This window comes from Litchfieldella rifensis (assembly GCF_042646605.1).
Lineage (GTDB): Bacteria > Pseudomonadota > Gammaproteobacteria > Pseudomonadales > Halomonadaceae > Litchfieldella > Litchfieldella rifensis.
In genome coordinates this window covers 102,726-116,405 of record NZ_JBHRUG010000013.1, presented here as the reverse complement: position 1 = coordinate 116,405, position 13,680 = coordinate 102,726, and the positions used below count along the sequence as shown (strand labels likewise).

At 62.4% G+C, this 13,680-nt stretch carries 9 protein-coding genes; 3 read left to right on the top strand and 6 right to left on the bottom strand.

Annotation, left to right across the window (positions count from 1 at the left end):
• The first annotated feature begins 142 nt into the window (after positions 1-142).
• Positions 143-1,324, top strand: coding sequence for an ATP phosphoribosyltransferase regulatory subunit (locus ACFOEV_RS05975; protein ID WP_386772223.1), 1,182 nt, complete (start codon positions 143-145; stop codon positions 1,322-1,324).
• Positions 1,325-1,414: 90 nt separating this feature from the next.
• Entirely contained in the window at positions 1,415-2,713 is a 1,299-nt protein-coding gene (locus ACFOEV_RS05970; protein ID WP_386772222.1) for an adenylosuccinate synthase, read from the top strand.
• 65 nt (positions 2,714-2,778) lie between these two features.
• On the opposite strand, the gene ACFOEV_RS05965 is transcribed toward ACFOEV_RS05970, so the two are convergent.
• The 6 genes from ACFOEV_RS05965 to ACFOEV_RS05940 form a co-directional block, all read right to left on the bottom strand.
• Entirely contained in the window at positions 2,779-5,541 is a 2,763-nt protein-coding gene (locus ACFOEV_RS05965; RefSeq protein ID WP_386772221.1) for a tetratricopeptide repeat protein, read from the bottom strand.
• Positions 5,542-5,586: 45 nt separating this feature from the next.
• Complete coding sequence (locus ACFOEV_RS05960; RefSeq protein WP_386772220.1) at positions 5,587-6,864, bottom strand: alginate lyase family protein; 1,278 nt, start codon at positions 6,862-6,864, stop codon at positions 5,587-5,589.
• Between the two features lie 52 nt (positions 6,865-6,916).
• On the bottom strand, positions 6,917-7,828 hold the full coding sequence (locus ACFOEV_RS05955) for a polysaccharide lyase (RefSeq protein ID WP_386772219.1): 912 nt from the start codon (positions 7,826-7,828) through the stop codon (positions 6,917-6,919).
• 70 nt (positions 7,829-7,898) lie between these two features.
• Complete coding sequence (locus ACFOEV_RS05950) at positions 7,899-9,578, bottom strand: PilZ domain-containing protein (RefSeq protein WP_386772218.1); 1,680 nt, start codon at positions 9,576-9,578, stop codon at positions 7,899-7,901.
• A gap of 51 nt (positions 9,579-9,629) precedes the next feature.
• The gene (locus tag ACFOEV_RS05945) at positions 9,630-11,195 is read right to left on the bottom strand and encodes a glycosyltransferase (RefSeq protein WP_386772217.1); all 1,566 of its coding nucleotides are present in this window, start codon (positions 11,193-11,195) and stop codon (positions 9,630-9,632) included.
• Positions 11,196-11,205: 10 nt separating this feature from the next.
• Positions 11,206-12,555: a UDP-glucose dehydrogenase family protein gene (locus ACFOEV_RS05940; protein WP_386772216.1), complete on the bottom strand. Its 1,350-nt coding sequence runs from the start codon at positions 12,553-12,555 to the stop codon at positions 11,206-11,208.
• A gap of 610 nt (positions 12,556-13,165) precedes the next feature.
• On the opposite strand from ACFOEV_RS05940, the gene ACFOEV_RS05935 reads away from it, so the two are divergent.
• Positions 13,166-13,633, top strand: coding sequence for an SUF system Fe-S cluster assembly regulator (locus tag ACFOEV_RS05935; protein WP_386772215.1), 468 nt, complete (start codon positions 13,166-13,168; stop codon positions 13,631-13,633).
• The last annotated feature ends 47 nt before the right edge of the window (positions 13,634-13,680 follow it).

Genomic DNA, 13,680 nt, shown 5'->3' with positions numbered 1-13,680 from the left:
GTCCCGGGGTTCATCCCGGGACCAAACATGATAGAATCCATCGACCGGGCGTGGCCCGGTTTTTTTGTGGCCATCGCTTTTGTGAACAGGGCTTTTGTGCAAGGGTCCTGGCAGGGCATTCATTTCAGGCAGGATAGGAAACATGACCATCGCTGACCGCTGGCTGCTTCCCGACGGCATGGACGAAGTGCTACCGCCCCAGGCGGCGCGCATGGAGGAGCTACGCCGGGCGCTGCTCGATCATTATCACCGCTGGGGCTACGATCAGGTCATGCCGCCACCGGTGGAGTTTCTCGACTCGCTGTTGACCGGCACCGGTACCGACCTCGACCTGCAGACCTTCAAGCTCACCGACCAGTTGACCGGGCGCATGATGGGCGTCAGTGCCGATGTGACGCCTCAGGTGGCGCGTATGGACGCCCATTCCCTGAAACGCCAGGGCCCGGTCCGGTTGTGCTACTGCACGACGGTGTTGCGTGCCAAGGCCGACCAGTATCAGGGGGGGCGCAGTCCGGTGCAGGTCGGCGTCGAGCTGTTCGGTCACGCCGGTCAGGAGGCCGACTTGGAGATCCTGCATTTGGCGCTGTCAAGCCTGATGGTGGCCGGGGCCCAGGAGATTCACCTGGCGCTGGGGCAGATTGGCATCTACCGTAGCCTGGTGCAGGCTGCGGATCTCGACGCCGAGCAGGAGCGGGCCATCTTCGACGCCCTGGAGCTGAAGTCACCCGCCGAGATGGCGGCTCGGGTCGCCGAGGGCGTTCGGGATCCGGCACTCGCCGAGATGTTTCTCGCCCTGATCGAGCTGCACGGCGGTCCGGACGTGTTGGTCAAGGCGCGTGAAGCCTTCGCCGAGGCTCCGCCCGCCGTAGGCGCAGCCCTGGATCAGTTGGAGGCGTTGAGCGCTGGGGTGAGGGCGGCCTATCCTGAGGTCGAACTGTATTACGATCTGGCCGAGCTGCGTGGTTATCAATATCACACCGGCATGATGTTCGCCGCTTATGTGCCGGGTTATGGACAGGCACTGGCCAAAGGCGGGCGCTATGATGATACCGGGCGAGCCTTCGGGCGTGCCCGGCCCGCCACCGGCTTTTCCATGGACCTCAAACAGCTCGCCTCGTTATCGGTGCAGGAGCCGCCCTGTGACGGCATCTGGGCACCTAGTGACGCGACGCCGGAGCTGGTCGAGGCAGTGGCCTCGCTACGCCATGCCGGCGAGCGGGTGGTGCAGGCCTTGCCGGGGCAACGCACCGGCCCGGAACAACACCGCTGCAATCGCCGCCTCGTTCACCAGGGGGGGCAGTGGCGCGTGGTGGCCTTGGAGTAGTGACGATAGAGCCTCTCGGGGATGACGTTCGTGACAAGGGCCGCGAACAACGATCAATGATTTGCAGCGCTGACGCAAGAGACGAGACCAATGGGCAAGAACGTAGTCGTACTGGGCACCCAATGGGGTGATGAAGGCAAGGGCAAGGTCGTCGACCTGCTCACCGAATCCGCCTCCGCCGTGGTGCGTTTTCAAGGCGGGCACAATGCTGGCCACACGCTGGTCATCGACGGCGAAAAGACCGTCCTGCACCTGATTCCCTCCGGCATTTTGCGTGCCGACAAGACATGCGTGATCGGCAACGGCGTGGTGCTGTCGCCGGAAGCCCTGATCAAGGAGATACGTGAGCTGGAAGCCAAGGGCGTGCCGGTGCGCGAGCGTTTGCGTTTGTCGCCGGCTTGTCCGTTGATCCTGTCTTATCACGTGCGTCTCGATCAGGCACGCGAGAAGGCTCGCGGTGTGGCCAAGATCGGCACCACCGGTCGTGGCATTGGTCCGGCCTACGAGGACAAGGTCGCACGTCGCGGCCTGCGCCTGGGTGACCTGCTGCATCGCGAGCGGTTTGCTTCCAAGCTCGGCGAGGTGCTCGACTACCACAATTTCGTGCTGACTCAGTACCACGGCGAGTCCGCGGTGGATTTCCAGCAGGTGCTCGATGAAGCCATGGAAATGGCCGAGGAACTGCGTCCCATGGTCTGCGATACCGTCAGCCTGGTACATGACCTGCGCAAGGCCGGCGAGAACATTCTCTTCGAAGGCGCTCAGGGATCGCTGCTGGACATCGATCACGGGACCTACCCGTTCGTGACTAGCTCCAATACCACGGCCGGCGGTACTGCCACCGGTTCCGGGGTCGGGCCGCTGTATCTGGACTATGTGCTGGGCATCACCAAGGCCTACACCACTCGCGTCGGCTCCGGGCCGTTTCCCACCGAGCTGTTCGACGAGTTCGGACGCCACCTGGCCGAGCGGGGGCATGAGTTCGGTGCCACGACTGGTCGTCCGCGTCGCTGTGGGTGGTTCGATGCCGTGGCTCTGCGCCATGCGGTGCAGATCAATTCGGTGTCCGGTCTATGTCTGACCAAACTCGACGTGCTCGATGGCCTGGAGACCATCCGCGTCTGTGTCGGCTATCGCAGCAAGGATGGGGAGGTACTCGATACCCCCGTGGATTCCGAGGGCTACGAGGCTATCGAGCCGCTCTATCAGGACCTGCCGGGCTGGAGCGAGTCGACCCTGGGCGTCAAACGCGTCGCGGACCTGCCGGCCAATGCCCGGGCCTATATCAGCTTCCTCGAGGAGCAGGTGGGTACCTCCATCGACATCATCTCCACCGGCCCGGATCGTATCGAGACCATCGTGTTGCGCAATCCGTTCGACACCGACTGACGGAGCAGCAATGGGCAGACAAACGAGCCGGCAGAGTGCCGGCTCGTTTGTCGTGGGCAGGCGGCCTACGAATTGGGGGAGGCCACGCCCACCTCACTGGCGGCTTTCACCGCGCTGTCATCCGTGAGCAACTGGCGCAGGGTCTCGAGGGCCAGATGGCTATCCCCCGCGATCACCTTGTCCAGCCATAGCAACGCCTGTTCGCGGTTGGCGCTTTCCAGCCCATTGGCCGACAGGTAGGCTTCGGCGAGCGCCAGGCGTGCGCTGGGGTGTCCCTGCGTCGCCGCCTGGAACAGGTAGTCGGTTCCCTGCTGGGGATCCTGTTCCAGGATCTCACCACGCAGGTACTCACGTCCCAGGGTTGCTTGTGCACTGGCATCACCCTGTTCGGCGGCATCGAGCAGCAACTGGTGACCGCGCTCGACGTCCTGGGCAAGGGCCTCTTCGCCACGCAGTAGCGCTCGTCCGAGACTGGACTGCGACGATAGGTTGCCGGCCTCGGCGGCTTGGCTCAGCCATCGCTCGGCCTGTTCCGCGTCGGGCTCGACACCGTTTCCTTCCAAATAAGCCTGACCAAGCAAGTGGGCGGCATGAGGGTTGCCCGCCTCGGCGGCGCCGGTCAGATACTCGAGCCCTTTCTCCACATCCTGTTCGACACGCTCACCCGCCAGGTAGGCTTCCCCCATTGTCAGCCTGGCACCACGATGACCGTTGGCGATGGCTTGCTGCAACAGGGCCAGGCCGCGTTCGGGGTCGGCCGGGACCAGTTCGCCCTTGAGCAACAGTTCCCCCAGGTCGGCGCTAGCTCCCGTGTGCCCACGTGCCGCGGCAGCTTCCAGATAATCGACGGCCTGGGCGGGATTGGAACCGTTGAGATACAGACGTCCGAGACTGGCCGAGGCGCCGGCGTGTCCGTCGCGATGGGCACGTTCAAGCCAGATTCTGGCCTGTTCGGGGTCGGCCCCGACGCCGTTGCCTTCCAGGAAGGCGCGGCCGAGGTCGGCCATGGCAGCGGGATCGCCAGCTTCGGCGGCCTCGATCAGCGCATGGATATCGCCACGCTCCCCCTGCTCTCGCTGGGTCTGTGTCAGGGCCTCGTAGGCAGACGGATGGCCGGCCCGATCGGCCATTTCCAGCCAGTATTGCGACTCGTCCAGGTCCTGGGGAACGCCCCTGCCTTCGCGAAAGGCGCGCCCCAGTACGACCATGGCGTAGGCGTCGCCCTGGCGAGCGGCCTCTTCCAACAGGGCACGCCCCTGGGATGGGCGCTGCTCGCGCAGCGGACCATTGAGATAGGCCTCGCCGAGCACGGTCATGGCGGTGGTATCGCCGGCCTCCGCAGCGTCTTGAAGCAGTTTTTCGGCCTGCGTCGGTTCGAAGGCCAGGACTTTGCCCTCGAGATAGGCTTCGCCCAGTTCGCGCATTGCGGTGGTCTGCCCCTGGTCGGCGGCCTCCTGGAGGAGATCCACGGCGCGCAGCGGGTCTTGCGCAACACTGCGACCCTCGAGGTAGACGCTACCCAGTTGTGCCGTGGCGTAAGGGTGGCCGAGTTCATGACCGCGTTGCAGGTAGTCGATGGCCAGCGGTGGCTGGGTCGGTACGACCTCGCCGCTGAGATAGACCTCGCCGAGTACCGCCAATGCCAGGCCATCATCCTGTTGTGCCGCTTGCTCGAGCAGGTTGATCCCACGCTGAGGGTTGGGCAGTAGCATTTCGCCACCCAGGTAGGCGCGTCCCAGGGTGACGCTTGCGTCGACGGAGCCCTTGGAAGCAGCCTCATTCAACCAGTGTTCGGCCCGGACCGGATCGGGCTGAACATTGCCTTCGCCCAGGAAAGCCTTACCCAAGAGGGCCATGGCCTCGACATCACCGCTTTCGGCGGCCTGCTCGAGCAGTGACAGACCGCGCTGTGGGTTGTTGGAGGCCAGCAGATTACGGCCGGCGTCGCGCAGTGCCGATGTATCGCCGGCCTCGGCAGCCTGCATCAGCCAGTGCAATTGACGTTCCGGCTGGGGGCCCAGCAGGCCATCCTGCCCATAGAGTTGTGCCAGCTCCTTCATTGCTGCCATGTCACCGTTGGTGGCTTGCCGCTCCTTGATGGCGGCGTAACGTTGTGCATAGGTTTTGGCCCGTGCGGGGTCTTCCACCAGCCAACCACCTGGTTGGTAACCTTCGGCCAGAGCACGCAAGGCGCTTGCATGGCCCTGCTTCGCCGCCTGCTGATAGAGATTGGCGGCCTTTTTCGGGTCGGCTTTGACATTGTTACCCCCGGTTGCCAGCAGCTCGGCGAGCATCAGCTTGGCATCGCGCCCCACCTCCGCATCGACCGCCTGGCGCAGGAGGTGGTAGGCCAGAACGTCGTTGCGTTGCACGCCGTCGCCTTCACGATACAGCTGGGCCAGGTTGAGGGAAGCATGGCCGCGAATCGATGAGGGTTGGCTGATGGCTTCGCCATAGAGTCGTGCCGCTTCGCGGGTGTTACGTTCGACACCGAGGCCCTGTTCATAGAGTTTGGCCATTTCATAATAGGCCGGCGGATAGCCCCAGCTGTTCATCATCGATTTCAGGCTCTCGATGGCTTCTGCATACTGGCCGGCTTCGATGGCTTGCTGGGCTCTGCCGATACTATCCCAGTCGATATCGGGTGTTGGACCACGGGAAAACCAGGCATGGTACTGCTCCGGAACCGGTGCGGTGGCGTGTGGGCCGCTGGGCGGTCCACCGGCGGTCGCACAGCCTCCGAGCCAGACCAGCAAGGCAGCGGTTGCCAGCCAACGGCCGGGGGGAGTGATGCCAGGGGAAGGGGAGTCGACTATCGGTGTCTTCATGGGGTTGCCTTCAGTGATGTTCGGTAGCCAGTGTCGTCTCCCTCATTACTGGGAGGAGAGGCCCTCGAATGCCGCCGCCTCGCGCTGTTCCTCGTCCAGGACGATATTCTGCTGTGCCTTGGGATCCATGAAGTACAGGGTCATATAGCCCCCGGCACTGCGGTTGTAAATCGGGCGCATGGTCTTGAGAAAGTTGGCGACTCTCGGGTCATGGAAGCGCGACTGATAGATCTCCATCCAGGAGAAGTACTGGTCGTCCTTGAGAAACCCCAGGTACTGTTCGCGGGGTGCCACCTCGCCGAGGACAGTGGGGTCCTCGAAGAGGTCCATGGCGAAGTCGACGGCATCATGGATCGTGCGTCCCTCGATACTCAGGTCGAAGATGTCGTAGCCCTGGCGAGCAATGACCTCCATGTTGGTGATCAGGTACAGCAGTGCGTAGTTCTGATAATGCGTAGCGCGACGCCCACGTGTTACCTCTCGCGGGAAGGCGCCTTCTTCGGTCATTTCGTGCAAGGCGGCATAGATGGCGCTGACGCCAAAGCGGAACAGTTCGTTGTCCTCGGTGAGCACGCCCACCATGCTGGCGTACAGGGCGCGTCGATAGAAGTGGTTGTTGCAGCAACTGTTCTCTTGGGCGCCGGGAATGGCCACGTGGCGGTGTGCCAGACGGCTGAGCCAGTCCTCGATACGCTCGCGCTCCTCGTGCATGCCGGTCAGGTCGGGGCGGACCGTCGAGTAGGCCATGGCCGCCGCGAAGATCATCGACTCCGTGGAGAACCAGGCCTGGGGATCCTTCGAGTCATAGTAGAAGTTCATCAGCGCATCGTTCGAGGCCCAGTGGTCGAGGAAACGGACCAGGCATTCGGCATAGTAGGGGTCGTTGCTCACGAGATAGGCGCCTGCCAGCTCGGAGACGCTGTCCTCGAACCGGAACAGGGGCTCCGAGGCCAGCTTCCACTGGTCCGGATTGGGGTAATAGCTCGGCACGCGCAGGCGGCTGGTGATAGGGGGAATCGCCAGTAACTGCTGACAGCTGGGGCCCAGCCGCAGTTGATCGATCCTCGTCAGCAACAGAGAGTTGTCGGTGCCCTGTAGCAGTGCCCGGCGCGCCTCGATGTCGAAGTAGGAGGCATCCGGGGCCGTGACGGTGTATTCGGAGAGATCCAGTGCCTCCCGTTCCTCCAGGGACATTTCCTTCTCGGCCAGCTCTTTCTGAGTCATCGCCGATGCCGATGAGGAGGCAGCGAGCAGCATTACCAGGCCTGCCACCAGGCTCAGACGAGAGAGAACCGACAATTCAACACTGCGTAGCAAGAACATGGGAGCCAGTGATTCCTGTGGTGATGCCGACGGTGGACGGAGCGGATCCGATTCAGGGGCCCGGCGCATAGAAGCGGAAGGCGGCGAAGTCGATGATCTGATCTCGAGGGGTTCGCCATTCCTCGCCATCGCCACCGAAGAAACTGGAAAACATCAGGCCGTCGATGGTGACGCTATCCGTGGTCCGGTAAACGATGCCGTTTTGTTCCAGCATCGGTGCGCCGTCGATCCACACGCGGGCCACGCCATTCTCCTGATCGGGGTCATTGAGGATGATCTCCTGCTCGATGGTGACCCAGCGTCCGGTGGGGAAGTGCCATAGGCCGCGTCCTACCGAGGCGCCGTAATCTTCTTCCTCGTCCTGGTTGACCACGTATTCGTAGAGCTCGCCCTGGCCATCCTCGCGCCACATGAAGCGCATCGAGAAGCCGTTCTCGCCATCGGCGGCGGTTCCGCCGCTGGGGCCTTCACCGCCGTACAGGCCCGGCAATTTGCCGCCCTTGACGAAATCGAAACCGGGTTCGAAGCGCACCCGGTATTGCAGGCAGCCCCGGTCGCTGGCCTGGAAGGCGGCTTCCTCGGTATAGAAGCCGGCGCCCCCCTCTTCGGTATCGCCGGGTGACGATGTGCCCTCGGGGTAATGCACCCGCAGACCCGGCTCGCCTAGCCCGGTAGCATCGGGTGGAAGAATCTCCACATTCTGTTCGGTGCCCCAGTCGCGATCGGTGCCGAAGCCCTGACGAATTGCCTCCTTGGCCGTTCCGTTCCCCGTTGCCGGACGTGGACTGGCGACCAATGGATAACGTTGGGAGCAGGCGGCCACTTGCGGTACGGCCAAGGCATCGTCCTCTTGGCTGTCGGCTTGTGCCGGGAGGCCCGTCGTTGCCGCGAGGAGGACAGAGGCGATGGCGAGACGACGGCTGGTGAAACAATGTGGTGCAGTCGTGGATGGCTGTCTGGGCATGGTTGTCTCCTTGGGTCGCGGCAACGATTGCCTGTTGCCGACGAGAGGGTGCTCGATACGGCGTCTATGCTCAGCCGGTTTCTTCATGGCCGCCCGTGGCCACGTGGAAGACCTGGCCGACGAACTGGGCCACGGCACGTCCGCCCTGCCAGATCCACTCTGCCGTGGCCCCCAGCAGCGGCGCCTCGGTAAAGCGAACGTCGACCGGCTGGCCAACGGCTTCGGCGGGCAAGGTGGTTTCCGGGACCAGCAACACGCTCGCCACGTTCTGCTGCTGTCGCACCCACCTGGGAAAACCGGCGCGGGGCTGGCGCTCGACATCGAGTGCCACGCTGCGTACCTTGGCGCGGATCGGCTCGGAGGCATGGGGCAGGGCGATATAGGCCATCTGATCGGGTTCGATGCGGGCGATGTCACGCATGTGCACCAGCGCCTCGACCAGGACGTCGTCCTCGTGGGTGCGGATCAGCGTCATGATGCGCTCGCTTTCGTTGATATAGGTGCCGTCGGCGCTACTCAATGCCCAGGCCACCAGGCAGTCGCAGGGACTGGTGATGTCGTTCATCGCCATGCGAGACTCGAGTGCGCTGATGCGTGAGTTTTCGTAGTCACGCGCGGTCTCGAACTGTTCGATACGCGCACGCGCGATCTCTGGCGAGGCGGTTTCGAAGCTCACCGTGTCACCACTCTGAGGTTGGGTCGAATTGACCAGGCTGACCTGCTCGGTACCGCCGGAGTCCAGGCTCTCCTGCAGGTTCTTGATCAACTGGTCGTTGAAGCGATGCGAGGCCTTCGCCAGGATCAGTTCGGATTCCAGGTCGCTGTTCTTCACTGAGGTCAGGTACTGGTCGCGTTCGACACTATCGCCGGCTTGCAGATCGTGCTCCTCCAGAATCCCCGAGCCGGGTGCGCGGATATCGATGCGCGGCGCCGTGACGGCGGCGAAGCTGGGCTCGATCAGCATGAAGTTGCGATAGGCCGTGGCGGCGGCCACCAAGGCCAGGATCCCGGCGGCCATGAACAGTGCCACATAGCGTCCCAAGGGCTTGGGTGGTCGCGTGTTCGAGGGCGGGGCGCCGTTTCGTGGACGACGCTTGCGGGGCGTCTGAGGGTCTTCGATGTCGACCAGGGTGTCGATAGTGGCGTAACGACCGCTGAGGTAGGCACGAATCACGCGCTGCAGCAGTTCCCGCTGTGGCGGTTCGATGGTGGTGATCTCGAAGGCCACCTTGTAGGTGCGCTTGCCCTCCTCCACCGGGGTGCAGCGCACGCAGCGGGCGTCGAGCGGCACATTGAGCTCCGCGGCCCCGGCTTCCAGCAATAGCGAGGCCGATACCACGCTGCCCGGCTGCATCGGGGCATCGCTATAGAGAGCAAAGCCGCCGAGCGATACGTCGGCGCCAGTCAGCACACGTCCATCGGCGAGCTTGACGTGGAAGGGTGGGGTCACACGCACATGCCGACGCTCGTCACGGCGTTCATGGACCAGCTTGTCGTCGGCCGGACGCGAGGCTGGATGCTGCCCGCCTGGGGAGCTAGGCGCTGGCCGGCGACGATAGTCGGGCTCGTGGCCATGCTCGGGTCCGCCCCTCAGGCCATGCTCGGGAGTGGGACGATGTGCGTGGTCCCCCACGCCTCTCTCGGCTTCGTGGGGCGAGGCGTGATGAGGGGTTGCCAGGGTGCGTCGCCCTCGCCCAAGGGTGGGCTCGGTACGGTTGACGCCGTCGGTGTTGGAATAGTGATCAGACATGAGTCTGCTTCTCCTAGTGCTAGCTCGTCTTCTGGGTGCCATGGGCGTCAATCAGGGAACGATCCCCCAGTCCTGCAGAATGGTCAGCGAGACAAGGTCGGGAGGCATCAGGACCCCCGTGGTGATGATCAGTACGAACAACATGCAGCTGACATAGACACCATGTATGAAGTGGCCCATGAGCCGTTGTCGACGAGCGGCCACGGGGTCACTGGGCTCCCCGGTGGAAATGCCCTGGCGCGACCATTTCTGACGGTTGAAGCGAAAGCTGACATACGTCTTGAGCAATGCCCCGCCGATCTGGTTGTAATAGAGCAAGGGAATCCACAGCAGGCTGAAACGTCCTCGTTGCCAGGCCAGGACCAGGGTGGCGAGGGTGCGCGTGAACAGGATCCACAGCAGGTAGGCGAAGATGAACGAGGGGCGCACGAACAGCGTTACCAGCAGGGCCACCATGGGACCGACCAGCGTGGTCCACATCGACAGCCGCTGGTCGACCAGGCTCCACCAGGTGAACATTCCCATCGGTCGCGGTCCCAATTGGATGGCCCGGTTGCTGGTGCGTAGCATGTTGCCGTACCAGCGGCGCATCAGCTCGATGGTCGAGGCGAAGAAGCGCTTGCGGTTGGGCAGTTCCTCGAATCCCGAGACATACACGTCGGGCAGGTAGATCATCTTCCACCCGCGTTTGAGCAGCCAGTACCAGGTCGACTTGTCGTCACCGGAGAGAAACTTGAAGTTGCCGAAGCGCCAGTGCTCGACATGGTCGCTCTCGACCAGTTCGATGAAACTCGGATCGGTCGCCAGTTCGGCGCGGAAGACACTGTAGCGTCCGGTCAGTACCAGCAGACGATTGGACAGCGACATCGAACTCATCACCAGATGGCGCTGGGCATAGCGCAGGTCATACCACTCCTTGGTGGCATCGCCGCCGGTGACGAGGGCGTTGTTGTTGGTGGTCAGGGCACCCAACGCCTCCTGGCACAGGAAGAATGGCAGCGATCGTTCCAGTGTGCCGGGCTCGAGGCGGATATCACCGTCCATCGACACCAGCAGCGAGCCTTCCGGGGGCATGCATCGAGAGATCGCGCGTAGTACCTCGGCCATGGCGGAGCGTTTGCCATCGCCTTTCTGGAACATGTAGCGGACCTCGACGTTGTCCGGCCAGCCGTTCTCGTCGAGCACATGGCTGATGACATCGACATCGGTGCGGTCGGCGATGGCAGCGAAGATGGTGGTCGGTACCCCATAGTCCCGGGCCTCTCGCACCAGCGCGTCATACACGGCGAAGGTGACCTCCGGCTCGATGCGGTAGGACGTACAGAGGACGTAGAGCGCGGGCGGCTGCTCTACCGCACCGATGGCGTCGGCCTCGGCTCGTAGCTGGGGAAAGACCCGGCGGTTGTACCACACCGAACGCAGTGCCAGGACGAACCACCAGGAATAGCGCCAGATGCCGATGGCCCCGATAACGAAGAAGAAGCTCTGCGACTCGGGCGAGAAGATATTGCGGGGCAGTTCCGCGATCAGCACGGTCAGCAGAGCGAGCCCCAGCAACAGAACCGTGAATTCCGTCACCCAACTGGCGGCGGAGGGTCTTAGCGATGAATGCGCCATCGGAATTCCCCTATATCACCGTGGCGGCGTGCAGGGAGTCTCCCCGGCCGATAGCGTAATAACGCAGGCCGGCCGCTTTGACGGTATCGGGATCGAAGAGATTGCGTCCATCGACCAGCACCGGGTGGTACAGTGTCTGGCGCAATGCCTCGAAATCCACTGCACGAAACTCTTTCCATTCAGTACAGATGACCAGGGCGTCGGCCCCCTCCAGTGCCTCGTCACGACGCCGGCTGAGCGTCAGGTCATCGCGTTGCCCATAGAGACGCCGGCACTCTTCGCTGGCCTCGGGGTCGTAGGCCTGGACTCTGGCGCCGGCAGCCCATAGCGCTTCCATCAGCGTGCGACTGGGGGCCTCTCGCATGTCATCGGTATTGGGCTTGAAGGCCAGCCCCCAGAGGGCGATATTCTTACCCCGCAGATCATGGTCGAAAGCCTGCGACAGCTTGTGGAAGAGTTGGCCTTTCTGACGCTGGTTGATCGTTTCCACGGCTTTCAGCAAATGCGACTCGTGACCGAGATCCCGCGACGTACGCGTCAAGGCCTGGACATCCTTGGGAAAGCACGAGCCTCCATAGCCGCAGCCTGGATAGATGAAGTGGTAGCCGATGCGCGGATCGCTGCCGATGCCATGACGGATCTGCTCGATATCGGCCCCCAGGCGTTCGGCCAGGTGTGCGATTTCATTGATGAAGCTGATCTTGGTCGCCAGCATGGCATTGGCGGCATACTTGGTAAGTTCGGCACTGCGTATGTCCATGAATATCAGCTTGTTCTGAAGCCGGCTATAAGGCGCATAGCACTCTTGCATGGCTTGCCTGGCGCGTTCGGAATCCGTGCCGACCACGATCCGTGCCCCTTTCGAGAAATCGTCGATAGCCGCGCCTTCCTTGAGAAATTCCGGGTTGGAGCAGACATCGAAGTCCTGTTCCACGCCGCGGGCCGAAAGGGTTTCGGCGATGGCGTACTGGACTTTCTCCGCCGTGCCCACGGGAACCGTCGATTTGTTGACCACGATCTTGTAGTCCTGCATGTGCATGCCGATCGTGCGTGCCACTTCCAGGACATGATGCAGGTCTGCGCTGCCATCCTCGTCGGGAGGGGTGCCGACGGCAATGAACTGGAGGAGCCCGAAGTTCACGGCTCTGGCCGCGTCGGTGGTGAAGCGCAGGCGTCCGGTCTTGAGGTTGTGATGAATCAGCGTTTCCAGACCCGGTTCATGGATCGGAACCTTGCCGTTATTCAGACGCGTGATCTTGTCGGCGTCGACATCGACACAGATGACGTCATGACCGACATCTGCCAGGCATGCCCCGGTAACCAGGCCAACATAGCCTGAACCAAAAATCGCGATCCGCATGTTGTGGCTCCTTGCTCGATAGCCGCTCGCAGCTTTGCGGGGCGCCAAGTGCAAGGCGTCCCCGGCTGATCAGGCAGCGAGACGGGCGAGTCCATTTGGATTCGAAGAACACTAAGATCTTAGCCAATATCATGCCGAACAGTGTTTCTAATGTCGTAAATCAACGAGTTAGCATATTTGTTTCGGTGTCGATGGCAAGGTGTTGGACGCTCAAAAGGGGGGATTGTGTCTCTATAAAGAGACACTATTGCTGAGGGGAGCTATAAGGCCGCTATAACAAGGCACTAGGCTGTCGCCATTTGGCAACAATGCCTCTTGGCATGTGAGATAATGCCTTGATTTCATTTGACTACTGACTTTGCTGCGATGCCGCGAGAAGATTTTTCAAGGATTTTTCCTAGCGTTTCCAGAGGTTATACCGTTCTGGCGATAATGTTTGCAAATAAGAATGATTGTCGTTTTTGATGCGAACGGCATCGATTGTGCTGCCATTCTCACCTGATCCGGCAGGAACGGGGTTGCCCTCTTCACATCATCTTCATACAGGACTAAAATGGTCCCCAATCGAAATGCGCGGCAAGGGAATGCCGAAGGTGAAGGAAGTGCTGGCATGTTGAAACTGTCCCGGTTAACCGATTATGCCGCTGTGGTGATGGCGCAGATTGCCCGTCACCCGGAGCAGCCGCATGCCGCCACGGAACTGGCCGAGGCCGTCCAACTGCCGCATCCCACCGTCAGCAAGACGCTCAAGATGCTGGTGCGTGCCGGCCTGCTGGAGTCCCAGCGCGGCGCGCAGGGCGGCTATCGCTTAGCGCGTTCGGCATCACAAATCACCGCCAGCGACATCATCAGTGCGATCGAGGGGCCAGTGGCGATGACCGAATGCAGCCATGCCGATGGCGATTGCGACCTCGTCGCCACCTGTGGCGTGGCCGACAACTGGCAGCGGGTCTCGCTGGCCGTGCGCACTTTGCTTGATAGCGTAACCCTGGCGCATCTGGCTCGGGACACGCCGATCAAACTGCCGGTGCAATTGCCCATACAAACCGTGACGCTGGCCGCCTCCAGCGATCTGTAAACGATATCACCCGAGCAAGGCTCGACCGTAACCGCCCGGGAGGGGAG

What these genes read in the sequence shown, in the direction of transcription:
- ACFOEV_RS05975 (WP_386772223.1), top strand. Translation starts at nt 143, where the DNA reads ATGACCATCGCTGACCGCTGGCTGCTTCCCGACGGCATGGACGAAGTG.
- ACFOEV_RS05970 (WP_386772222.1), top strand. Translation starts at nt 1,415, where the DNA reads ATGGGCAAGAACGTAGTCGTACTGGGCACCCAATGGGGTGATGAAGGC.
- ACFOEV_RS05965 (WP_386772221.1), bottom strand. Translation starts at nt 5,541, where the DNA reads ATGAAGACACCGATAGTCGACTCCCCTTCCCCTGGCATCACTCCCCCC.
- ACFOEV_RS05960 (WP_386772220.1), bottom strand. Translation starts at nt 6,864, where the DNA reads ATGTTCTTGCTACGCAGTGTTGAATTGTCGGTTCTCTCTCGTCTGAGC.
- ACFOEV_RS05955 (WP_386772219.1), bottom strand. Translation starts at nt 7,828, where the DNA reads ATGCCCAGACAGCCATCCACGACTGCACCACATTGTTTCACCAGCCGT.
- ACFOEV_RS05950 (WP_386772218.1), bottom strand. Translation starts at nt 9,578, where the DNA reads ATGTCTGATCACTATTCCAACACCGACGGCGTCAACCGTACCGAGCCC.
- ACFOEV_RS05945 (WP_386772217.1), bottom strand. Translation starts at nt 11,195, where the DNA reads ATGGCGCATTCATCGCTAAGACCCTCCGCCGCCAGTTGGGTGACGGAA.
- ACFOEV_RS05940 (WP_386772216.1), bottom strand. Translation starts at nt 12,555, where the DNA reads ATGCGGATCGCGATTTTTGGTTCAGGCTATGTTGGCCTGGTTACCGGG.
- ACFOEV_RS05935 (WP_386772215.1), top strand. Translation starts at nt 13,166, where the DNA reads ATGTTGAAACTGTCCCGGTTAACCGATTATGCCGCTGTGGTGATGGCG.